The organism is Janthinobacterium aestuarii, from assembly GCF_046113285.1.
In the GTDB taxonomy this organism is placed as follows: domain Bacteria; phylum Pseudomonadota; class Gammaproteobacteria; order Burkholderiales; family Burkholderiaceae_D; genus Janthinobacterium.
Map to the genome: position 1 here is coordinate 3,599,299 of NZ_CP142524.1, position 21,205 is coordinate 3,620,503.

At 62.4% G+C, this 21,205-nt stretch carries 18 protein-coding genes and 2 riboswitches; of the genes, 11 read left to right on the forward strand and 7 right to left on the reverse strand.

Annotated elements, in window-relative coordinates:
• Nucleotides 1–69: 69 nt before the first annotated feature.
• The gene (locus OX462_RS16025) at nt 70–642 is read right to left on the reverse strand and encodes an ATP-dependent Clp protease proteolytic subunit (protein WP_070221578.1); all 573 of its coding nucleotides are present in this window, start codon (nt 640–642) and stop codon (nt 70–72) included.
• A 169-nt stretch (nt 643–811) separates the two neighbouring features.
• Nucleotides 812–898: riboswitch (glycine riboswitch) on the forward strand.
• A gap of 26 nt (nt 899–924) precedes the next feature.
• Nucleotides 925–1,030: riboswitch (glycine riboswitch) on the forward strand.
• Between the two features lie 75 nt (nt 1,031–1,105).
• Between OX462_RS16025 and gcvT the strand changes: the two genes are divergently transcribed.
• The 3 genes from gcvT to gcvP all read left to right on the forward strand — a co-directional run bounded on the left by gcvT (nt 1,106) and on the right by gcvP (nt 5,700).
• Nucleotides 1,106–2,227, forward strand: coding sequence for a glycine cleavage system aminomethyltransferase GcvT (gcvT, locus tag OX462_RS16030; RefSeq protein ID WP_409026537.1), 1,122 nt, complete (start codon nt 1,106–1,108; stop codon nt 2,225–2,227).
• Nucleotides 2,228–2,300: 73 nt separating this feature from the next.
• A complete protein-coding gene (gcvH, locus tag OX462_RS16035) occupies nt 2,301–2,681 on the forward strand; it encodes a glycine cleavage system protein GcvH (RefSeq protein ID WP_070221532.1) in 381 nt (126 codons plus the stop codon).
• A gap of 118 nt (nt 2,682–2,799) precedes the next feature.
• Complete coding sequence (gene gcvP, locus OX462_RS16040; RefSeq protein WP_409026538.1) at nt 2,800–5,700, forward strand: aminomethyl-transferring glycine dehydrogenase; 2,901 nt, start codon at nt 2,800–2,802, stop codon at nt 5,698–5,700.
• A gap of 157 nt (nt 5,701–5,857) precedes the next feature.
• On the opposite strand, the gene OX462_RS16045 is transcribed toward gcvP, so the two are convergent.
• Nucleotides 5,858–6,016, reverse strand: a complete 159-nt coding sequence (locus tag OX462_RS16045; protein WP_162995629.1) for a hypothetical protein — start codon at nt 6,014–6,016, stop codon at nt 5,858–5,860.
• Between the two features lie 143 nt (nt 6,017–6,159).
• Here OX462_RS16045 and OX462_RS16050 point away from each other — a divergent pair, with 143 nt between their 5' ends.
• Together OX462_RS16050 and OX462_RS16055 are read left to right on the forward strand one after the other, a co-directional pair.
• A complete protein-coding gene (locus tag OX462_RS16050; protein ID WP_409026539.1) occupies nt 6,160–7,377 on the forward strand; it encodes a Bcr/CflA family efflux MFS transporter in 1,218 nt (405 codons plus the stop codon).
• Between the two features lie 22 nt (nt 7,378–7,399).
• Entirely contained in the window at nt 7,400–8,005 is a 606-nt protein-coding gene (locus tag OX462_RS16055) for a TetR/AcrR family transcriptional regulator (protein WP_409026540.1), read from the forward strand.
• Nucleotides 8,006–8,689: 684 nt separating this feature from the next.
• On the opposite strand, the gene OX462_RS16060 is transcribed toward OX462_RS16055, so the two are convergent.
• A complete protein-coding gene (locus OX462_RS16060) occupies nt 8,690–9,043 on the reverse strand; it encodes a hypothetical protein (protein WP_409026541.1) in 354 nt (117 codons plus the stop codon).
• 513 nt (nt 9,044–9,556) lie between these two features.
• Between OX462_RS16060 and mgtA the strand changes: the two genes are divergently transcribed.
• Genes mgtA through OX462_RS16075 form a run of 3 tightly spaced genes read left to right on the forward strand, consistent with a single transcriptional unit; the run spans nt 9,557 to nt 13,128 of the window.
• Nucleotides 9,557–12,241 (forward strand): magnesium-translocating P-type ATPase, encoded by a 2,685-nt coding sequence (gene mgtA / locus OX462_RS16065; protein ID WP_121669214.1) that lies wholly within the window; start codon nt 9,557–9,559, stop codon nt 12,239–12,241.
• Between the two features lie 36 nt (nt 12,242–12,277).
• Nucleotides 12,278–12,619 (forward strand): hypothetical protein, encoded by a 342-nt coding sequence (locus tag OX462_RS16070; RefSeq protein WP_070221536.1) that lies wholly within the window; start codon nt 12,278–12,280, stop codon nt 12,617–12,619.
• The gene (locus OX462_RS16075) at nt 12,616–13,128 is read left to right on the forward strand and encodes a ribonuclease HI family protein (protein ID WP_070221537.1); all 513 of its coding nucleotides are present in this window, start codon (nt 12,616–12,618) and stop codon (nt 13,126–13,128) included. The genes OX462_RS16070 and OX462_RS16075 overlap by 4 nt, the downstream gene beginning before the upstream one ends.
• A gap of 53 nt (nt 13,129–13,181) precedes the next feature.
• Here OX462_RS16075 and OX462_RS16080 read toward each other — a convergent pair whose 3' ends face one another.
• From OX462_RS16080 to OX462_RS16095, 4 genes are all read right to left on the reverse strand, one after another.
• Nucleotides 13,182–14,819 (reverse strand): methyl-accepting chemotaxis protein, encoded by a 1,638-nt coding sequence (locus OX462_RS16080; protein ID WP_070221538.1) that lies wholly within the window; start codon nt 14,817–14,819, stop codon nt 13,182–13,184.
• 81 nt (nt 14,820–14,900) lie between these two features.
• Nucleotides 14,901–16,535 (reverse strand): methyl-accepting chemotaxis protein, encoded by a 1,635-nt coding sequence (locus tag OX462_RS16085; protein WP_070221539.1) that lies wholly within the window; start codon nt 16,533–16,535, stop codon nt 14,901–14,903.
• A 281-nt stretch (nt 16,536–16,816) separates the two neighbouring features.
• Nucleotides 16,817–17,308: a chemotaxis protein CheW gene (locus OX462_RS16090; RefSeq protein ID WP_034752308.1), complete on the reverse strand. Its 492-nt coding sequence runs from the start codon at nt 17,306–17,308 to the stop codon at nt 16,817–16,819.
• Between the two features lie 204 nt (nt 17,309–17,512).
• Entirely contained in the window at nt 17,513–18,049 is a 537-nt protein-coding gene (locus OX462_RS16095) for an energy transducer TonB (RefSeq protein WP_139142882.1), read from the reverse strand.
• A gap of 179 nt (nt 18,050–18,228) precedes the next feature.
• Here OX462_RS16095 and OX462_RS16100 point away from each other — a divergent pair, with 179 nt between their 5' ends.
• The 3 genes from OX462_RS16100 to OX462_RS16110 all read left to right on the forward strand — a co-directional run bounded on the left by OX462_RS16100 (nt 18,229) and on the right by OX462_RS16110 (nt 21,204).
• Nucleotides 18,229–18,879, forward strand: coding sequence for an HD domain-containing protein (locus OX462_RS16100; RefSeq protein ID WP_070221541.1), 651 nt, complete (start codon nt 18,229–18,231; stop codon nt 18,877–18,879).
• A 119-nt stretch (nt 18,880–18,998) separates the two neighbouring features.
• On the forward strand, nt 18,999–20,282 hold the full coding sequence (locus tag OX462_RS16105; RefSeq protein ID WP_409026542.1) for a TCR/Tet family MFS transporter: 1,284 nt from the start codon (nt 18,999–19,001) through the stop codon (nt 20,280–20,282).
• A gap of 100 nt (nt 20,283–20,382) precedes the next feature.
• On the forward strand, nt 20,383–21,204 hold the full coding sequence (locus OX462_RS16110; RefSeq protein WP_121669211.1) for a substrate-binding periplasmic protein: 822 nt from the start codon (nt 20,383–20,385) through the stop codon (nt 21,202–21,204).
• Nucleotide 21,205: the final 1 nt, after the last annotated feature.

Below are 21,205 nucleotides of genomic sequence, written 5' to 3' on the forward strand. Positions count from 1 at the left end.
TTCCATTACAATTTCCATCTCAGAAATTGCCATATGAAAATATCTCGCGGATGCCGCACCGGCGGCGCGTCAGATATTCGTCAGGCGCTTGCCCTTGGGCGGCGCAAAGTCGCGGATCGATTCGACCATGCCCACTTCCAGCGCCTGGTCGGCCGTCAGGTGCAGGTCCGAATATGCGTGCACCTGCCACTGCTCGTCCGTCAGCTTGACGTGGCCGCGCAGGATGCGCTCGGTGCGCATGTCGTCGGCGCGCAAGCCCTCGACGATGATGCTGAGCGCATCGGGGCGCGAACCGGGCGAGGCGGTCGCATGCGACTTGTGCACCATGAAACGGGCCGTGTCGCTGGCATGGCGGTGCCGCCCCGCCAGGAACAGGGTGACGGCGATGGACGCCACGGCGCCCGCGTTGTAGGTGATGATGTCGAGCGGCAACTTGCTGAGGAAGTTGTACAGACAGATGCCATCGCTGACATAGCCGCCGTTGGACTGGATCAGGATGTGCGCGGTGGTGAGCTTGTCTTCCGTGATGTCGGCGGCGGCATTGAAGACGCGCCGCACCATGTCGCTGTTGACGTCGCCCGAGAGGGTAAAGTAACCGTGCTGCTCGGTGTTGTTTTGCGTCTCGCTTTGTGTAGTGTTCATGGCAGGCACCCGCAAGAAAGCCAGGATTTCATCATAGCGCATTCCTGCGCGCCCGGGCGCCCTTTTGCAGCGGAACACCCCCCTCGCCAGCCCCGCAAACCGGGGCTTTTGCTGCAATTTGGCAACGTCTTTACAGATTGACAGAAACACCCCGCTGGCATATATTCCTCCCACTTGATCGGGAGAGGGCAACCCAGCGTTGCCGCCGAAGGGGCACTACCCAAAAACTCTCAGGCAAAAGGACCGATCAGGCGGACTGAAGTTGTTGCTTTGGCGACACTACAGCTCAACTCTGGAGAGCGGCCGCGGCACATGCCGGCGGCCCACCGAAGGGGCGCACGGGGCAAGCCCCCGTAATCTCTCAGGTACAAAGGACAGGGGGGTCAGTGATCACGCTGGAAAGCCGTGTTTGGCTATTCTATGTTTTGTTAACTTCCCCCTTTACCTTCGTCCCGAGGAATCCATGACGCTCAAAGCGACCCCACTCAACAACGCCCACCGTGCCCTCGGCGCCCGCATGGTCGATTTCGGCGGCTGGGACATGCCTGTCAACTACGGCTCGCAAATCGAAGAACACAACGCCGTGCGCGGCGACGCCGGCATGTTCGACGTGTCCCATATGTGCGTGGTCGATATCGAAGGCCCGAATGTGCGCGCCTTCCTGCGCGGCTTGCTGGCCAATAACGTCGACAAGCTGCAAGTGTCGGGCAAGGCGCTGTACTCGTGCATGTTGAATGCCGAAGGCACCGTCATCGATGACCTGATCGTCTACTTCTTCAACGAAAACTGGTTCCGCCTCGTCGTCAACGCGGGCACGGCTGAAAAAGACGTGGCGTGGATGCAGCAGCAAAATACCGGCACCAACAGCGGCCTGACGATCACGCAGCGCCGCGATGGCAAAGACGCGATGGCCCTGGTGGCCGTGCAAGGCCCGAACGCGCGCGCCAAGGTGTGGCAAGTGCTGCCGGAAACGCAAGCCGCGTCCGAAGCCATCAAGCCCTTCAACGTCGTCATCGTCAAGGACACGGCCTTCGGCGAAGTCATGCTGGCGCGCACCGGCTACACGGGCGAAGACGGCTTTGAAATCGGCGTGGCCGCCACCCAGGTGGAAGCGCTGTGGAACGCCCTGGCTGCCGCCGGCGTCAAGCCGGCCGGCCTGGGTGCGCGCGACACCCTGCGCCTGGAAGCGGGCATGAATCTGTATGGCCAGGACATGGACGAAAGCGTCAACCCGCTCGACGCGGGCCTGGCGTGGACCATCGACCTGGTCAGCGAGCGCGACTTCATCGGCAAGGCCGCCCTGCTGGCGAAAGGCCAGAACGCGCAATTCGTGGGCCTGATCCTGCGCGAAAAAGGCGGCGTGCTGCGCGCGCACCAGAAAGTCATCATCGCCGGCACGGATGCCACGGGCGAAATCACCAGCGGCACCTTCAGCCCCACCATGCAGGAAGCGATTGCCCTGGCGCGCGTGCCGAACGGCGTCAACGTGGGCGACACCGTGCACGTGGAAATCCGCGGCAAGCAGCTGGCCGCTTCCGTCGTCAAGCTGCCTTTCGTGCGTAACGGTAAAATCCTGGCTGCGTAAGCGTATTTATAGAGCCGCCCGCAAGACCGTACAACCATAATCAATAACGAACACTTACCATCTGGAGCCACACATGAACATTCCTGCAGACCTGAAGTACACCGCTTCCCACGAATGGGTACGCCTTGAAGGCGACGGCACCATCACCGTCGGCATCACCGAGTACGCGCAGGACGCGCTGGGCGACATCGTCTTCGTCGAACTGCCAACCGTGGGCAACAGCTACGGCGCCGGCGACGACGCCGCCGTGGTGGAATCGGTCAAGGCAGCGAGCGACATCTACGCGCCGATCGCCGGCGAAGTCGTGGCCGTCAACGACGACGTCGTCAACTCGCCTGAGTCGATCAACGCCGACGCCTACGCCAACTGGCTGTTCAAGATCAAGCCAGCCGACGTGTCGGCCCTGGACGGCTTGCTCGACGCTGCCGCCTATGGCGCCACCACCAGCGCGTAATCGCGTTTGATTCACGGGCCGCGTTTGCGGCCCGTTTGCATTTAATTTTGTAGCGATACCCCGCCGCCGCGCCCGCGCGCCGCCTCCCGGTTTTTCAGTCTTTTTTGGCCTCTATATCATGACCCGCACCAGCCTGACCCAACTCGAAGCACGCGATGCCTTCATCGCCCGCCACATCGGCCCTTCCGCCACCGAACAGCAAGCCATGCTGGCGACCCTCGGCTATCCATCGCGCGCCGCGCTGATCGACGCCCTGGTGCCAAGCAACATCCGCAACAAGGGCGCCCTGCCCCTGGGCGCGTACTCGCAGCCGATGCCGGAACAGGAAGCCCTGTCGCGCCTGAAAGCCATCGCCGGCAAGAACCAGGTATTGAAGTCCCTGATCGGCCAGGGCTATTACAACACGTTTACGCCAGGCGTCGTGCTGCGCAACATCTTTGAAAACCCGGCCTGGTACACGGCGTACACGCCTTACCAGCCCGAGATTTCGCAAGGCCGCCTGGAAGCGATCCTGAACTTCCAGCAAGTGATCACGGACCTCACCGGCATGGGCATCTCGAACGCCTCGATGCTGGACGAAGGCACGGCCGCCGCCGAAGCGATGACCCTGATCCAGCGCGTGGGCAAGTCGAAATCGAACGTGCTGTACGTCGCCAATGACGTGCTGCCCCAAACCTTGGAAGTGGTGCAGACACGCGCCCAGCCGATCGGCATCGAAGTGCGCACTTTCGATCCGGCGGAAATCGAGTCGCTGGACGCCTGCTTCGGCGTGCTGCTGCAATACCCTGGCGTGAACGGCGTCGTGCGCGACTACCGCGCCGGCGTGGAAAAACTGCACGCGAATGGCGCCATGGTCATCGTCGCGGCCGACCTGCTGGCCCTGACCATGCTCACGCCGCCTGGCGAATGGGGCGCCGACGTCGTCGTCGGCAACAGCCAGCGCTTCGGCGTGCCGCTCGGTTTCGGCGGCCCGCACGCAGGCTATTTGTCCACGCGCGATGAATTCAAGCGCAATATGTCGGGCCGCCTGGTGGGCGTGACCGTCGATGCGCAAGGCAACAAGGCGTATCGCCTGGCCCTGCAAACGCGCGAACAGCACATCCGCCGCGAAAAAGCCACGTCGAACATCTGCACGGCGCAAGTGCTGCTGGCCGTGATGGCCTCGATGTACGCCGTCTACCACGGCCCTGCCGGCCTGCTGCAGATCGCCCAGCGCGTGCACCGCTTTACGGGCGTGCTGGCCGCCAACCTGAAAACCCTCGGCTATGGCGTCGTCAATGCGAGCTATTTCGACACATTGACCGTCAACGTGGCCGATGCGGCGCAACTGCACGCGACGGCCATGCACCACGGCGTCAACCTGCGCAAGATCGACGCCACCCACGTCGGCGTGTCGCTCGACGAAACCACCACGCGCGACGATATCGCGCTGCTGTGGAAAGTATTCGCGCACGGCCTGGCCAACGCGCCGGCCGCCCCGGACCTGGACGTCGTCGAAGCGGCGGTGACCAGCGCGCTGCCGGCGCAGCTGGCGCGCGAGAGCGCCTACCTGACGCACCCCGTCTTCAACAGCTACCACTCGGAACACGAAATGCTGCGCTACCTGCGCAGCCTGGCCGACAAGGACCTGGCGCTGGACCGCACCATGATCCCGCTCGGCTCGTGCACCATGAAGCTGAACGCGACGAGCGAAATGATTCCCGTCACCTGGCCCGAGTTCTCGAACATCCACCCGTTCGCGCCCGATGCGCAAACGGTCGGCTACCGCGAAATGATCGCGCAGCTGGAAGAGATGCTGTGCGCCTTGACGGGCTACGCGGCCGTCTCGCTGCAGCCGAACGCCGGCTCGCAGGGCGAATACGCGGGTCTGCTGGTGATCAAGGCCTACCACGAATCGCGCGGCGAAGGCCACCGCAACATCTGCCTGATTCCATCGTCGGCGCACGGCACCAATCCCGCATCGGCCAACATGGTCGGCATGCAGGTCGTCGTCACCAGCTGCGACGCCAACGGCAACGTGGACCTGGCCGACCTGAAAGCCAAGGCGGAAAAGCACAGCGCCAACCTGGCTTGCGTGATGGTCACCTACCCATCCACCCACGGCGTGTTTGAAGAAGGCATCCAGGAACTGTGCGAGATCATCCACTCGCACGGCGGCCAGGTCTACATCGACGGCGCCAACATGAATGCGCTGGTCGGCGTGGCCGCTCCCGGCAGTTTTGGGGGCGACGTGTCGCACCTGAACCTGCACAAGACCTTCTGCATCCCGCACGGCGGCGGCGGACCAGGCGTCGGCCCGATCGGCGTCGGCGCCCACCTGGCGAAATTCCTGCCGAACCAGCGTTCCTCGGGCTACCAGCGCGACGCGGCCGGCATCGGCGCCGTCAGCGCCGCGCCATTCGGCTCGGCCAGCATCCTGCCGATTTCGTGGATGTACATCGCCATGATGGGCGCGGAAGGCTTGACGGCAGCGACCGAGACGGCGATCCTGGCGGCGAACTACATCGCGCGCCGCCTGGCGCCGCACTACCCTGTGCTGTACTCGGGCCACGACGGCCTGGTCGCGCACGAGTGCATCCTGGACCTGCGCCCGATCACGGACGCCACCGGCATCAGCAATGAAGACGTGGCCAAGCGCCTGATGGACTTCGGTTTCCATGCGCCGACCATGAGCTTCCCCGTGCCGGGCACGCTGATGATCGAGCCGACGGAAAGCGAATCGAAAGTGGAAATCGATCGCTTCATCGACGCCATGATCGCCATCCGCGGCGAAATCGCCAAGGTCGCCAGCGGCGAATTCGACCATGACGACAACCCGCTGAAAAACGCGCCGCACACGGCACAGGTATTGATGTCGGACAACTGGGAACGCAAGTACAGCCGTGAAATTGCGGCCTACCCGGTCGCCTCCCTGCGTCAGCGCAAATACTGGCCGCCGGTCGGCCGCGCCGACAACGTGTACGGCGACCGCAACCTGTTCTGCGGCTGCGCCCCGATCAGTTCGTACGAGGAAGAGTAAGCGCCACGCGCCCGCTTAGGCGGGCGTGCCAGCGATAGAAAGGCAGGCCACGCGGCCTGCTTTTTTTTATCGTAGGTCGGATTAGGCCCGAAGGGCCGTAATCCGACAACATGGTTGGCGTATATGGTGACGTCGGATTACGCTGCGCTAATCCGACCTACAACGCCAGCAAGGCCGCGCCCGGCAATCCCAGGGCGGTGCCCAGCATCGTCAGCAACACGACATCGCGCCGCTCGCAGCGCGTGCGGTGCGAACTCCAGGCGGCAAACAGCAGCGCCACGGCCACGCCGCTGAGCGAAATGCCCACTTCCGTCATGTCAGCTCTCCCGTCATTGTTGCTTCTTTCATCGTCCCCATCCTTTTCATTGATTGAACAAGCTACCTACCGGTAGGCAGTAAGTGTACAATAAAAAACACAGCGGCGTCCATGCCGTGTTTTTGAACGATGAAGGAAGCACAATGCAGCAGCAAACCACTCTCCCCGCCACCAGTCTCGCTCTGGCGGCTTCCCTGGCCTTGGTGGCCGTGCTCGGTCCGGCCGGCATCGACATGTACCTCGCTTCGATGCCCGCCATGGCGCGCGAACTGCACACCTCGTATGCGAACGTGCAGCTGAGCCTGACCGTCTTCCTGCTGGCCCTGGGCGGCGGGCAGCTGCTGTGCGGGCCGCTGACGGACATGCTGGGCCGGCGCCGTCCGCTGCTGGCCGGCATCGCCGTCTACATCGTGGCCGCCGTATGGGCGTCGCAGGCGGAGCAATTGCACACCCTGCTGCTGGCGCGGGCGGTGCAAGGCCTGGGCGCGGCGCTGACCCTGGTCGTGGTGATGAGCATGGTGCGCGACGTGGCCGACGGCGTGCAGGCGGCGCAGCTGTTTGCCCTGTTGATGACCATCGTGGGCCTGGCGCCCGTGCTGGCACCCGCCGTGGGCGGCTTGCTCGATGCGCACTACGGCTGGCGCGCCGTGATGCTGGCCCTGGCCGCGCTGGGCGCCTTGACCCTGCTCAATAGCGCGCTGTTCCTGCCGGAAACCTTGCCGCCGAAGCAGCGTGTATCGCCGAAAGGCATGCACCGCACGTATGCGCGCATCGCGCTCGACCGCGCCTTCCTGCTGCCCGCGCTGGCCCTGTCGGCCGCATTCTTTTTCCTGTTTGCGTATATTGGCGGCGCGTCGCTCGTGTACCAGCGCGATTTCGGCCTGTCCGCCGGCAGTTTCGGCCTCGTGTTCGGCGCGACGGGCGTGGCCGTGCTGCTCGGTGCCATGGCCAGCGGCCGCCTGGTAAGCCGCCATGGCGTGGCGCGCTTGAGCGTGGCGGGCAGCGCCGCCATGCTGTCCGGCGCGGGGCTGGCCCTCCTCGGTGCCTGGACCGGAGGGGGAATCATGGTCGTCGTCCCCGGCATGTTCGTGGCCCTGTTTGGCCTGGGCATGGCGGAAGCGGCGCTGATGGCCATGGCCATGGGCTCGCAGCAGCGCGCGCTCGGCTCCACGGCGGCATTGCTGGGCGCCATACAGATGAGCTTGTCATCGCTGGCCACGCCGCTGGCGGCCGGCCTGTCCGAGCGGGGGCCGCTGCCCTGGCTGCTGTTCTTGACCGTGGCCGGCCTGCTGGTATCATGGCTGACCCTGGCCACTGCGCGCGTCCATCCGGCACACGCCAACAGCCTGGGAGCGCACTGACGCCTCACCCACTCTCACCCCAATGATGAAAAAACGCTCGGCCTCGGCCGATAATATCTGTGCCGTTGCCGTCGTGCACTTTTCCGAACACGGCTACGACGCTTCCTCCCTCAGCGATATCGCCGCGCAGGCGGGCATGCGCAAGGCCTCGCTGTACTCGCACTTCGCCGGCAAGGACGCCCTCTTCCTCGACGTCTTTGCCGACGCGCTGGCCGAAGAGCAAGCCTTCATGGACGCCTGCTTCGCCGACGAGGCCGCGCTGGCGGTGCCGGGCGGACAGCGGGCCGGTGCCCTGTACTGCGACCGCATGGCGCAGCGCTATGCGGAGTCAGCCCATTTGCGCTTTTTGCTGCGCACCGCGTATTTGCCGCCCGCGCCCCTGCGCGTGGAAGTGGGCACGGGCTACGAAGCCTTGCTGGCGCAATTGCAGCGGCACTACGTGGCCAGCCTGGGCCGGCTGGCACCCGCGCTGCCGCCGCAACGCGTCGACCTGTACGCGCAAGCCTACCTGGGCATCGTCGACAGCCTGCACGTGGAACTGATCTACGCGGGCGGCGCCGCGCTGCAGCAGCGCCATGCGGCGCTGTGGCAGATATTGTCCGATTCGCTGGCCAGCAGAGTCCAGTGAACTCGTGGCAAGTTAAGCATCCAGGAGCATCATCACAGCCGACAATACTAGCAACTGAAAAAAAGCGAGAAACAAAGCTCGTGGTATCGGCGGCATGAACTTCCATTGCAGGCTCTTCGTCGGTGAAATCAAGGCAGACTTATTGCTTCCCACACAATAAAATAATGCCGATAGAGCCAAGGAAAAAAACCTTACATTAGCCGGTACAACGTCAGGAGCAAAGGCGCAGCCAAAGAAAATTGACGCGAAAAAAAATAAGGAAATGCGGGAAATTTTCTGTCCCAACTGAAGTTGTATTTGAGATTCCATAATTTTTATCATTGATTTTAGTTACTCAAGTTTCGCTTCGAACGACTGCTCCAGGCCGCTTGCTGTCGTTGGCCGGTCACGCCCTATGATGTTGAAAAACTCAGACAGGTAGACCCTTAGATCAATATCCTGCCAGCCCAGCCTGGCCTGTACCGCCGCCGGTGAACGATCACCGGCTGCCTGGCGGCCGGAAGCCTCTGGAAATCATTGCCGCTCGACTTTCTCAACACAATGGGGCGAAAGTCGTCCGTCGCTGCCAATAGTGCTTGCCGTAAAACAGGCATCCACGGGTTTCTACGCATGCGGAGCAGCAGCAGCGTGGAAACTGGCAGGGAACGATAGTTTTTTGGCGAGGCGCGCCACGCCAAAAATGGGTCAGGCATAGGCATACACCAGTAGAAAGCCAGCCAGCGGAACGACGGCAAACAACACAACAACGCCAAGGCAACCTGATCTCGCTCCAGGTCTGGATCCTGCAGGGGAAGCGCTACGCTCACACTCGCGCGGCGCCCTGGCACGCACCCATTTGAGATGACAGGACTGGCAAAAGAATGTGGTTTTGTTGTTGCGCCAGGCGTCGATGGTGCGATCGGTATGGCGTGCAAGCGTGCCGCAACGGGCACATTCGAAATGTGTTTCTTTGGGCAGTTTTTTTGAAAAGTGCTTGTCGGCAAAGAACATGACAACAAGTCCCGCTATGACTGCCCCAACGATGAATTCCATAGACATGTGTTTTTCTGTATTTGCATCGTGTTCACCATGGCTATTTACAGCCCATCAGCGTACCCGAGCATAACGGATTGCCAAGCAGAAAGGATCACACATTGTCACAGCAACGCGAATGGCCGCGTCCGGCCAAAACAACACCCACACCCACATTACACTTTGGAAACCTAAGATTTCTTCAGTTGACACCCTCGCAGCCCATCCATAAGATGCCCCCATTATTCATTTACGGAGTCCCACGTGGGCACTTGTTCTAGTGACAGTAGCCGATCTTGTATCGGCGATTGCCTCGGCAGCTAAGCAGCAAGCAACGCGGAACGCTCTTTCCTCCGTGCCTTGCTGAGCAAGGTGCGGTGTCTCGCGCGGCCACTCCGGCTGCGCGCCTCTCCCCCCCTCTTTCCGATCGCGACCGGCTACTGACCCGGATTGCCCGCCAGCACGATTGTGTCTTGGCGGCACGCAAGTCTTGCCTGCGGCTGCGCCGCCCGTCAACACCTCGTCGTGAAAGGAAGAGCCATGAATCTCTTCACCCGCTTATTCGAATCGTTCCTGCGCAAGCGCCATACGGCCGGCAACTTCCGGCGCCGCGCCATGCCGCTGGAAAACAGCACGGCCCGGCCCGTGCCCGACCACCTGGCGCGCCAGCTGCTGGCCGCCGCCCATGAAGACCTGGACAGCGCCCTGAACCGCCTGCACACGCGCCTGGAAGGCTTGCGCGATGCCGAGGCGCAAGTCATCGGCGCGCAGACGGGGCCGAACGAGGTCGAACATGAGAAACCGCTGGCCTGGTACCAGCACCTGTGGCTGTGCTACAAGAATCCGTTCAACCTGCTGCTCACCGTGCTGGCCATCGTGTCCTACCTGACGGAAGACCCGAAGGCGACCATCGTCATCGGCACCATGGTGATTTTATCAACCCTGCTGCGTTTCGTGCAGGAAGGCCGCTCGAACCGCGCCGCCGAACGCCTGAAAGCCATGGTCAGCAATACCGCCACCGTGCTGCGCAATGGCCAGCAGATCGAGCTGCCCATCCGCCAGCTGGTACAGGGCGACATCATCGTGCTGTCGGCCGGCGACATGATCCCCGCCGACTGCCGGCTGCTGTCCGCGAAAGACCTGTTCGTCAGCCAGGCCGCCATGACGGGCGAATCCCTGCCCGTGGAAAAGATGGCAGAGCTGGCCGACGCCCATGGCAAAGACCCGATGGAACTGGCCAATCTGCTGTTCATGGGCACGAATGTAATCTCCGGCGCGGCCACGGCGCTGGTATTGGCCACGGGAAACCGCACCTATTTCGGCACCATCGCCACGCGAGTGACGGCCACCGAGCGCACGCCCACGGCGTTCGAGGCGGGCGTGAACAGCGTCAGCTGGCTCTTGATCCGCTTCGCCCTCGTGATGGCGCCGCTCGTGTTCCTGATCAATGGCTGGACCAAGGGCGACTGGATGGAAGCGTTTCTGTTCGCCCTGTCCGTCGCCGTGGGCCTGACGCCGGAAATGCTGCCCATGATCGTCACCAGCACCCTGGCCAAGGGCGCCGTGAAACTGTCGAAAAAGAAAGTCGTCGTGAAGCGCCTGGATGCGATCCAGAACTTCGGCGCCATGGACGTGCTGTGCACAGATAAAACGGGCACCTTGACGCAGGACAAGATCGTGCTCGAGCGCCATACGGACGTGTTCGGCCAGCCGTCCGACGAGGTGCTGCAATTTGCCTACCTGAACAGCCACTACCAGACGGGCCTGAAAAACCTGCTCGACCGCGCCGTGCTCGACCACGTGGAATTGCAGACGGAAATGCAGCTGGCGCGCGATTACGTGAAAGTCGATGAAATCCCGTTTGATTTCGTGCGCCGCCGCATGTCCGTTGTCGTGTCTGAAAAGAATGACCACCATGAACTGATCTGCAAGGGCGCCGTCGAGGAAATCCTTGCCGCCTGCAGCCACCTGCGCCTGGGCGGTGTCAACATTCCGCTCGACGCCGCCCTGCTGGACAAGGTACTGGAAACCACGCATGGCCTCAACGCGGAAGGATTGCGCGTAGTGGCCGTGGCCGTCAAGGAAGTGCCGCCCCATAAGACCGTGTATGGCGTGGCCGATGAAACGGCGCTGACCCTGATCGGCTATGTGGCGTTCCTTGATCCGCCGAAGGAATCGACGGCGCCCGCCCTGCGCGCGCTGGCGGAACATGGCGTCACCGTGAAAGTATTGACGGGAGACAACCACCTGGTGACGGCGAAGATTTGCCGCGAAGTGGGCCTGGCCGTGCACGGCGTGCTGCAAGGCCCGCAACTGGACGACATGGACGACGCCACTTTGGCCCGCGCTGCGGAAGACAATACCGTGTTTGCCAAGCTCAGCCCGCTGCACAAGGAACGCCTCGTGCGCGCCCTGCGCGGCAACGGCCATATCGTCGGCTTCATGGGCGACGGCATCAACGACGCGCCCGCCCTGCGCGCGGCCGACATCGGTATTTCCGTCGACTCGGCCGTCGATATCGCCAAGGAAGCGGCCGACATCATCCTGCTGGAAAAAAGCCTGATGGTGCTGGAAGAAGGCGTGCTGGAAGGCCGGCGCACCTTCAGCAACATGCTCAAATACATCCGCATGACGGCCAGCTCGAACTTCGGCAATGTGTTTTCCGTGCTGGTGGCCAGCGCCTTTTTGCCGTTCTTGCCCATGCTGCCGCTGCACTTGCTGGTGCAAAACCTGCTGTATGACGTGTCGCAGATCGCCATCCCGTTCGACAATGTCGACGCCGAGCTGATCCAGCAGCCTTTGACCTGGAACCCGCGCGACATCGGCCGCTTCATGGTGTTCTTCGGGCCCATCAGCTCGATCTTCGACATCAGCACGTTTATCCTGATGTGGCATGTGTTCGGCGCGAATACGCCGGAACAACAGACCCTGTTCCAGTCCGGCTGGTTCGTCGTCGGCTTGCTGACGCAGACGCTGATCGTGCACCTGATCCGCACACCCAAGCTGCCCTTCATCGACAGCATCGCGTCCGTGCCCCTGCTGGTGGCCACCACCGTCATCATGGCTGTGGGCGTGTTCCTGCCGATGGGACCGCTGGCGACCTACTTCAAGCTGCAAGCCTTGCCGTTGGGCTATTTCCCATGGCTGCTGGGCATCCTCGTCTGCTACACCGTGCTGACGACGTTCATGAAACGCGTGTATCTGCGCAAATTCGGCTGGCAATAGTATGATGAGCCGCTCTTTCCCCTACAAAAGGCACGCATGAGCGGCTCCTCCCTTTCCAAACGTCATCTCGCCCTGCTGCTGTCGGCCCTCGTCTTCCCCGGCAGCGGGCATTTTGTCTTGCAACGCAAGGCCCGTGGCTGCCTCTTCCTCGTGCCGGCCCTGGTTGCGCTGGCGATCATAGTGCGCCAGATCATGGCACGGTTAGACCAGGTTATGGCACAGATCGACAGCGGCGCCCTGCCCCTCGACGTGCAGCTGATCATGGAAAAAGTGGAGGCCCTCTCCGCCAACGACGGCCCCGCCATGACGGTGGCCGTGTGTGTGCTGGTGGCGTGCTGGATCGGCAGCCTCATCGACACCTTCCTGATCAAGCCATGACGGCGGAAGCAGAGGCGCGCAAACTGCGCAAGGAAGCCAGGATGCAGGCGCGCCGCGCACAGCTGGCGCTCAAGCGCCAGGACCATGGCGGGCCGCTGGCCTGGCGCGGCTGGTTCGACGGGTCCGCCCACCCGAACCCTGGCAAGCTGGGCATAGGCGCCCTGCTGCTGGGACCGCATGGCGAACGCATCGAAGTGAGCGAAGCGGCCGGTTATGGCAGCAGCAGCGACGCGGAGTATGCGGCCCTGACGGCCGTGCTGCAGGCGGCACTCGGCGTGCGCCCGCCGCCCGTGCAACTGCTGCTGTACGGTGACAGTCAGGTGGTGATCAATGATGTGCTGGGGACGACGCCGGTCGGCGCCAAGGGGCTGGAAACGCAGAGGGCCACCGTAGTGGCCCTGCTGAAACAATTCACGGATGTGAGCTTGCGCTGGCTGCCGCGCCACCGCAATGGCGAGGCGGACCGGCTGTCGCAGCTGGCGATCGCAAGCTTCACCCCAGAGGCTTGAATACCAGGGTCGTACCCTCAGGGTACGACCCCAGCCGTTACTGGGTAAGCAACTTAGGCGGCGCGGCCGAGCTGCAATGCTTCTGCTGGCGCCTTGGCTGCCGGACGCTTGGCCCCCTTCAAGCCGCTGACACTGGCCTGCTGCCCATTCAATTTGAACACGCTGACCACCTGCGCCAGGTTGTGCGCCTGGTGCTGCATCGATTCGGCGGCCGCCGCCGATTCTTCCACCAGCGCCGCATTCTGTTGCGTGACGGCATCCATCTGGCCGATGGCGCGGTTGATCTCGTCGATGCCCACGCTTTGCTCGCTGCTGGCCGCCGTGATTTCCGTGATGATGTCGCTCACGCGCTGCACGCTGTCGACGATGTCGTTCATGGTCGAGCCTGCCTGCGCCACCAGCATGCTGCCCGCGTTGACTTGCTCGACGGACGCGCCGATCAGGGTCTTGATCTCTTTCGCGGCGCTGGCCGAGCGCTGCGCCAGGTTGCGCACTTCCGAGGCCACCACGGCAAAGCCGCGGCCCTGCTCGCCGGCCCTGGCCGCTTCCACGGCCGCGTTCAGCGCCAGAATATTCGTCTGGAAGGCGATGCCGTCGATGACGGAAATGATGTCGACGATCTTGTTCGACGACGCATTGATCGATTCCATCGTGCCCACCACTTGCGCCACGACTTCGCCGCCCTTGACGGCCACTTGCGCCGCCGATGCCGCCAACTGGTTCGCCTGGCGCGCATTGTCCGCATTCTGCTTCACGGTGCTGGTCAATTCTTCCATCGAGGACGCCGTCTCTTCCAGGGAACCGGCTTGCTCTTCCGTGCGGGAAGACAGGTCCTGGTTGCCGGCGGCAATTTCCGTCGACGAGGTCGCAATGCTGTCCGTGCCCGTACGCACTTCGCTGACGATGTTGAGCAGGCTCGTGTTCATGTCCTTCAACGCTTGCAGCAATTGCCCCGTTTCATCCTTGGCGCTGGCATCGATCTGCGCCGTCAAGTCGCCATCGGCCACCTTGCGGGCAATGTCCACGGCCGTGCGCAGGGGACGCACGATGCCCATCGTCAGCAACCAGGCGCAGACGACGCCAAAGCCCAGCGCCAGCACGGCCAGGGTCAGCAGCAAGTTGCGGCTCGTCTTGGCGACATCGTCGATCTCGCGCGCCGTCGTGTCGATGCTGGCGCGCTGGTGCTGCAGCATGTCGTTGACCACTTTCAGGTATTTCGTCGAACCGGGCACGAAGATACCCTGGAAAGCCTTCTCCGCTTCCGCTTCCTGTCCATCCGCCTTCAGCTTCGATACTTGCGCGCGTGAATCGAGGTAAACCTTGCGCTGTTCGCTCACCAGGCGGAACAGTTCCTTTTCTTCCGGGCTGGAAATCAAGGCTTCGATTTTCTTTTGCAGTTCGCCCGAGACGACGGACGACTGTTTCGCCTCTTCCGCAAAATACGCGCCCAAGGTCGTGTCGCTGCTGCGCGCGATGGCCGTGGTGCGGCGCACGCCGCTATCGATCTTGGAATACCAGTCGGAAATATAGCGTTCCTTCGCCAGCGGGAGTTCCATCATGGTGCGCGTGGCCGTGGCCACGTCGTGCAAACGCCACACGCTGATGCCCGTGATGAGCATGGAAAACAGCAAAATCACGGCAAAACCCAGGCCGAGGCGCACACCAATACTGACGTTTCTTAACAAATTCATGTGAATATCCTAAAAAAGCGGAACCAGACTATATAAAAGGGGGACAGCAGAAAGCGGCCGCACGGGGCGGCCGCAGCGGCATCAGCGCGTGCCGATGCGCAAGGTGGTTTGCGGCGCTGCCGGGCGTTTCAGCGCTTGTGTTACACCGTTCGCACCGCTGGCCTGCTGGCCGTTGAGCTTGAACACGCTGACGACCTGCGCCAGGTTGTGCGCCTGGTGCTGCATCGATTCGGCGGCGGCCGCCGATTCTTCCACCAGCGCCGCATTTTGCTGCGTGACGGCATCCATCTGGCCGATGGCCCGGTTGATTTCGTCGATGCCCACGCTTTGCTCGCTGCTCGCGGCCGTAATTTCCGTGATGATGTCGCTCACGCGCTGCACGCTGTCGACGATATCGTTCATGGTCGAACCGGCTTGCGCCACCAGCATGCTGCCCGCGTTGACTTGCTCGACGGACGCGCCGATCAGGGTTTTGATTTCTTTCGCGGCGCTGGCCGAGCGCTGCGCCAGGTTGCGCACTTCGGACGCCACGACGGCAAAGCCGCGGCCCTGCTCGCCTGCACGGGCCGCTTCCACGGCCGCGTTCAGCGCCAGGATATTCGTCTGGAAGGCGATGCCATCGATGACGCTGATGATGTCGACGATCTTGTTCGACGACGCATTGATCGATTCCATCGTGCCCACCACTTGCGCCACGACTTCGCCGCCCTTGACGGCCACTTGCGCGGCCGACGCCGCCAACTGGTTCGCCTGGCGCGCATTGTCCGCATTCTGTTTCACGGTGGAAGTGAGCTCTTCCATCGAAGACGCCGTCTCTTCCAGGGAACCGGCCTGCTCTTCCGTGCGGGAAGACAGGTCCTGGTTGCCGGCGGCAATCTGCGTCGAGGACGTGGCGATGCTGTCCGTGCCGCTGCGCACTTCGCCAACGATGTTGAGCAGGCTCGTGTTCATGTCCTTCAACGCCTGCAGCAATTGCCCCGTTTCATCCTTGGCGCTGGCGTCGATCTGCGCCGTCAAGTCGCCATCGGCCACCTTGCGGGCGATATCCACGGCCGTGCGCAGGGGGCGCACGATGCCCGTCGTCAAGACCCAGGCACAGACAACGCCAAAAGCCAGCGCCAGCGCGGCCAGCACCAGCATCAGGTTGCGGCTGGTATTGGCGACGGCGTCGATCTCGCGCGCCGTCGTGTCGATGCTGGCGCGCTGGTGTTCCAGCAAGTCCTGCACCATCTTCTGGTACTTGGCGGCGGCCGGCACGAAGGTCTTTTCAAACACTTCATTGGCGGCATCGACCTGCGCTTCACCCTTGAGCTTGTAGACCTGGTCGCGCGAACCGATGTACACCTTGCGCTGCTCCAGCAAGCCCGCGAACATGGCTTTTTCCTCGGGCTTGTCGATCAAGGCCTCGATTTTCTTTTGCAGCTCGGCCGAGCTGGCCGACGAGACTTTCGATTCTTCGGCGAAATAACCGCTGAGCGAGGTATCGCTGCTGCGGGCAATGGCGATGGTGCGGCGCACGGCGCTGTCGATGCGGCCATACCAGTCGGAAATATAGCGTTCCTTCGCCAGCGGCTGCTCCATCATGACGCGCGTGGCGCTGGCCACGTCGTGCAGGCGCCAGACGCTGATGCCCGTAATGAGCATGGAAAACAGCAAAATCACGGCAAAACCGAGTCCGAGGCGGACACCGATGCTGACGTTGCGTAATACATTCATGTGACTATCCTAAAAAGCCCTGATGCCAGCATGCCGCACGGCTGATGGCTTCCCTTTGGCGCGCTGGCTGGCGGCGGTGTCAAGGCGGGTGTAAAAGTGAAACTGAAGTGAAACTGGCGCACGGTTCGGCGGAACCGTGCGCCAGGAAATGCGCTAGCGTGCGCCTTGCAGAAAAACCAAGCAATGTCGAGAGTCAATTGTTTTTAAGAAACCCTCTCGGATTAGGATGTCGGGAAATGTTCAGGGGCAATGCAACGCCGTCCCGGACTTTTCCTGGCGGCCTAGGCTGCGAGTTTTTCGATCAGGCCCATGTCGGCGCTGGACATCAGCTGGTCAATGTCGACCAGGATCAGCATGCGCTCGTCGATGGTACCCAGGCCGATCACGTATTCCGTGTTGATCGAACGGCCCATGTCCGGCGCCGGCTTGATCTGTTCCGGCATCAGGGTAGTGACGTCGGAGACGCGGTCGACGACCATGCCGACGACGCGGTTGCCGATATTGAGGATGATGACGACGGTAAACTGGTCATAGCTGGGCGTGCCCAGGTTGAACTTGATGCGCATGTCGACGATCGGCACAATGATGCCGCGCAGGTTGACCACGCCCTTGACGAACTCGGGGGCGTTGGCGATGCGGGTCGGCGTTTCATAGCTGCGGATTTCGCTGACTTTCTGGATGTCGATGCCATACTCTTCCTGGCCCAGGGTAAAGGCCAGGTACTCGGCAGCCTTGGCAACGGTGGCGCCAGTGTCGCTGGAATTGGTGTTCATGATGATCCTTTAGAAATGTCGCAGGACGCGCCTATCACCAATCTTGGACGCCCATAGGGAATTTATTAAATAATGCACTGAAATTGCAATACGGCAATGTTACCGCATGTAAATTTTCAGTGCACTAAAAAAGAGCATCGTTGTTTCCGCTGGACCGCGATTATCTGACTTTGTAGCAAAAGCATCACGCCTGGGCGCCAGCCGCTATGGTGCCGCCCTCTCCCCGCCCTCCTCGTTCGACGGCAGGTTGAATGTCACGGTATACACAAAATCCATGGTGCAAGGCACGCCGCCGCACAGCCCCGGCTTGTAGCGCTGCTTGATGGCGGCAGCCGCGGCGAAGTTCGCCATCTTGTCGTCCGGAGATTCGAAGATGGCCACTTCCTTGCCTTCCCCCTTGCTATTTACCTGCACCGCCAGCACCAGTTGGCCCCGCACCTGCAAGATGCGCTGCGCCGCGTACACTTCACGCAAGAAAGGTGCTAAGCCCTTGAGCGGATAGGGAGGCTCGTCTGTGGCCGGCATGCCTTCGTACTGATCCCGTACGGCAAGCTTCTGCTCCGCACTGAGTTGCGCATAGCTGTAATTCAAGGGAATACCGGCCTTCACACCCTTGTGTTTAATGACTGTGCCTGTTTGCGCCATATCCTCTGTCAAGGTATAGCGGGGAGCTTCCTGGGCCCAGGTGGCCGCGTGACCGCAGGCAAGTAACAAACCGACTATCAGCCAATAACGGTGCATGAGCATCCTTTTCAATGTGGAATGATTGTTTTAAAAAAATATCTGATGGGCAATAAAACCCCAAGACGCGCATTCTGCTCAGAAGTAAATAAAAAAGCAAATACCATTAGAGCAATGGATAGTTGCGTGCGCACGTTTTATGCCACACTGGCGCCCCCCGCTTTTTATGATGGTGAACCATGCATTCTTTGCTTTCCCAATGGCAGCCACGCCTGCTGGCGCTGGCCTCGGCCGGCCTGGGCGATGACAGCGCCCACGACATCAACCACCTGCACCGCGTCTGGCGCAATGCCAGCGTTCTGCTGCAGGAATATGCGCAGGCCGACGCCCTCACCGTGATAGCAGCGTGCTACCTGCACGACCTGATCAACCTGCCGAAAAACCACCCCGAGCGCCATCTGGCCTCGCGCCAGGCGGCCGCGCTGGCTTGCCGCCAGCTGGCCGAACTGGATTTTCCACCAGAAAAACTGGCCGGCGTGGCCCACGCCATCGAGACGCACAGTTTTTCCGCCAACTTGACGCCGCACACGATCGAAGCGCAGATCGTGCAGGATGCCGACCGTATCGACGCGCTGGGCGCCGTGGGACTGGCGCGCCTGTTCTACACGGCTGCGCGCATGGATAGCGCGCTGGCGCATGGCACGGATCCGCTGGCAGCGCATCGCCCGCTCGACGACAAGGCCTACGCACTCGACCATATCGTCACCAAGCTCGACAAGCTGCCCGGCAAGATGCAGACGGCGGCGGGCCGCGCGCTGGCCGAACAGCGCCTGGCCGTGCTGACGGATTTCCGCGCCGCCTTTGCCGACGAATGGGGAATGGGCGCATAAGCTTGGCGGCGATAGCCAGCAACGCGCATGCTGTCTATAATGCAAGCCTCAGCTATCGCGCCGCGCGTCAGCAGCATCCTGTAACGCGCCGGCGCGATGCCAACGCGCCGAAAGCATGCATGTCCGATAAAACCAGCCCCGACAGCCATTCCCCGTCCTCGCCCGCCGCGCCCGCGCGCGCCGGCAATCTCAATTTCATCCTCGTCTGCGTCTTCATCGACATGCTGGGCATCGGCCTGGTGGTGCCCGTGCTGCCCATCCTGATCGGCGACTTTGTCGACGGCAAGGATGCGCAGGCATTCTGGTACGGCATCATGGCGGCCGTCTTCGGCTTGCTGCAGTTCATCTTCATGCCCATGCTGGGCGCCATCAGCGACCGCGTGGGACGCCGTCCCGTGCTGCTGTACTCGATGGCCGGCATGGGCATCAACTTTCTCGCCACGGGCTGGGCGCCGAACCTGGCCTGCCTGTTCATCGGCCGCATCATCGGCGGCGTCTCGTCGGCCAGCATGTCGGTCGCGTCCGCCTACGCCTCCGATATTTCCACGCACGACAACCGTGCCAAGAGTTTCGGCAAGATCGGCGCCGCCTTCGGCCTGGGCTTCATCTGCGGGCCCAGGCTGGGCGGCCTGCTGGGCGAGGTCAATCTGCGCCTGCCGTTTTACGTGGCGGCCGGCCTGTCGGCGGCCAATTTCCTCTACGGCTATTTCTGCGTGCCCGAATCGCTGCAGCCCGGTCCCCGCGCGCCCTTTACCTGGGCGCGCATCAATCCGTTTGCCGCCCTGCTGAAACTGGTGCGCCGCGTGGAGATCCGCGGTCTGGTGCTGGCCTTCGGCCTGATGACGTTTGCGCAAATGATGCTCAACACCACCTGGGTGCTGTACACGCATTTCCGCTTCGACTGGACGCCGCGCCAGAACGGCATCGCCATGTTCTGCGTGGGCCTGTGCGCGGCCGTCGTACAGGCGGGCTTGCTGGGCATCCTCATCAAGCGCTTCGGCGAAGTGCGTTTGTCCCTGCTGGGCATGGCCTCCGGCGCCCTCACCTACCTGCTGTACGGGCTGGCCACGCAGGGCTGGATGATGTATGCGCTGATCCTGTGCAACCTGCTGGCCTTTGCCGCCGGTCCGGCCCTGCAGGGCATCATCTCGAAATCATCGAACGCCGGCGAACAGGGTGAACTGATGGGCTCCCTGCAATCGATCAGCAGCCTGGGCATCATCATCATGCCTTTGCTCGGCAGCATGATCCTCGGCGAGGTGAGCCACTTGCCAGCACAGGACTGGCGCATCGGCAGCACCTTCTATCTGTGCGCCATCATGCAAACCTTGGGCATCGTGGTGGCCTGGCGCTACTTCCAGGCGCAGCGCCTGGCCAGACTTGCGGTTTCCACCACAAAGTAGTCGGCAGGATAATATTGCATTTGAGAAATAAATAGGCGAGAATGGGATAATCAAGCGGACGTTGCCGACGCCCGCGATTCGATGGTGAGCAAGGATGGGTATGACTGACTTTTATTCCAGCGCCTGGCGCCGGACCGTGGCCATGCTGGCGCTGGCGCTGCCGACCCTGGCGGGCGCGCAATGCTCGCGCGACATCCAGGTGCCCGTCTCGGCCATCGGCGCCAGCGTGGTGGTCAATGGCGCCGCCATCGGCGGCATCTACCCCGACTTGCTGCGTAGCATGGGCGCCAAGCTCGGCTGCAATTTCATCTTCACGGCCGTGCCCCGTGCGCGCCTGGAGGCGATGTTCGAGGCGGGCAAGGCCGATATGCTGATTCCCGCCAGCAGCACGCCGCGGCGCGACCAGCACGGCCTGTTCATCCCCTTGATGGGCAACCGGCCCCTGCTGATCTCGCTGCAAGGCGCGCGCGCGCCCATCAACACCATGCAGGAATTGCTTGAGCGGCGCGACTTGCGCGTGGCGCTCGTGCGCGGCTACGACTATGGCGCCTCTTACCAGGCGCTGGCCAAGGAACTGAGCAGCCAGGGCCGCCTGTTCTACGAGGTCGATGCGCTGTCCGTGGCGCGCCTGATGCAAAGCGGCTTCATCGACGCCACGATCATGAGCCCCACCATCCTGGCCGGCGTGGCGCAAAACGATGCGCGCGTGTATGGCCTGGCCGACCGCCTGCGTCTGGAAGCCTTGCCGGAATTGCCGTGGGGCATGAGCGGCGTCTACCTGTCGCGCAAGTCGCTGACGGCGGATGACCAGGCGGCCCTGCGCGAACTGCTGGAAAAAGCCAGCCGCTCGGGCACCCTGATGGAAGGCTTCCAGCGCCATCACCGCCAGGAACTGTTGTCGCAGAGCATACGCCCGCGCTAAG

What these genes read in the sequence shown, in the direction of transcription:
- OX462_RS16025 (WP_070221578.1), bottom strand. Translation starts at nt 642, where the DNA reads ATGAACACTACACAAAGCGAGACGCAAAACAACACCGAGCAGCACGGT.
- gcvT (WP_409026537.1), top strand. Translation starts at nt 1,106, where the DNA reads ATGACGCTCAAAGCGACCCCACTCAACAACGCCCACCGTGCCCTCGGC.
- gcvH (WP_070221532.1), top strand. Translation starts at nt 2,301, where the DNA reads ATGAACATTCCTGCAGACCTGAAGTACACCGCTTCCCACGAATGGGTA.
- gcvP (WP_409026538.1), top strand. Translation starts at nt 2,800, where the DNA reads ATGACCCGCACCAGCCTGACCCAACTCGAAGCACGCGATGCCTTCATC.
- OX462_RS16045 (WP_162995629.1), bottom strand. Translation starts at nt 6,016, where the DNA reads ATGACGGAAGTGGGCATTTCGCTCAGCGGCGTGGCCGTGGCGCTGCTG.
- OX462_RS16050 (WP_409026539.1), top strand. Translation starts at nt 6,160, where the DNA reads ATGCAGCAGCAAACCACTCTCCCCGCCACCAGTCTCGCTCTGGCGGCT.
- OX462_RS16055 (WP_409026540.1), top strand. Translation starts at nt 7,400, where the DNA reads ATGATGAAAAAACGCTCGGCCTCGGCCGATAATATCTGTGCCGTTGCC.
- OX462_RS16060 (WP_409026541.1), bottom strand. Translation starts at nt 9,043, where the DNA reads ATGTCTATGGAATTCATCGTTGGGGCAGTCATAGCGGGACTTGTTGTC.
- mgtA (WP_121669214.1), top strand. Translation starts at nt 9,557, where the DNA reads ATGAATCTCTTCACCCGCTTATTCGAATCGTTCCTGCGCAAGCGCCAT.
- OX462_RS16070 (WP_070221536.1), top strand. Translation starts at nt 12,278, where the DNA reads ATGAGCGGCTCCTCCCTTTCCAAACGTCATCTCGCCCTGCTGCTGTCG.
- OX462_RS16075 (WP_070221537.1), top strand. Translation starts at nt 12,616, where the DNA reads ATGACGGCGGAAGCAGAGGCGCGCAAACTGCGCAAGGAAGCCAGGATG.
- OX462_RS16080 (WP_070221538.1), bottom strand. Translation starts at nt 14,819, where the DNA reads ATGAATTTGTTAAGAAACGTCAGTATTGGTGTGCGCCTCGGCCTGGGT.
- OX462_RS16085 (WP_070221539.1), bottom strand. Translation starts at nt 16,535, where the DNA reads ATGAATGTATTACGCAACGTCAGCATCGGTGTCCGCCTCGGACTCGGT.
- OX462_RS16090 (WP_034752308.1), bottom strand. Translation starts at nt 17,308, where the DNA reads ATGAACACCAATTCCAGCGACACTGGCGCCACCGTTGCCAAGGCTGCC.
- OX462_RS16095 (WP_139142882.1), bottom strand. Translation starts at nt 18,049, where the DNA reads ATGCACCGTTATTGGCTGATAGTCGGTTTGTTACTTGCCTGCGGTCAC.
- OX462_RS16100 (WP_070221541.1), top strand. Translation starts at nt 18,229, where the DNA reads ATGCATTCTTTGCTTTCCCAATGGCAGCCACGCCTGCTGGCGCTGGCC.
- OX462_RS16105 (WP_409026542.1), top strand. Translation starts at nt 18,999, where the DNA reads ATGTCCGATAAAACCAGCCCCGACAGCCATTCCCCGTCCTCGCCCGCC.
- OX462_RS16110 (WP_121669211.1), top strand. Translation starts at nt 20,383, where the DNA reads ATGACTGACTTTTATTCCAGCGCCTGGCGCCGGACCGTGGCCATGCTG.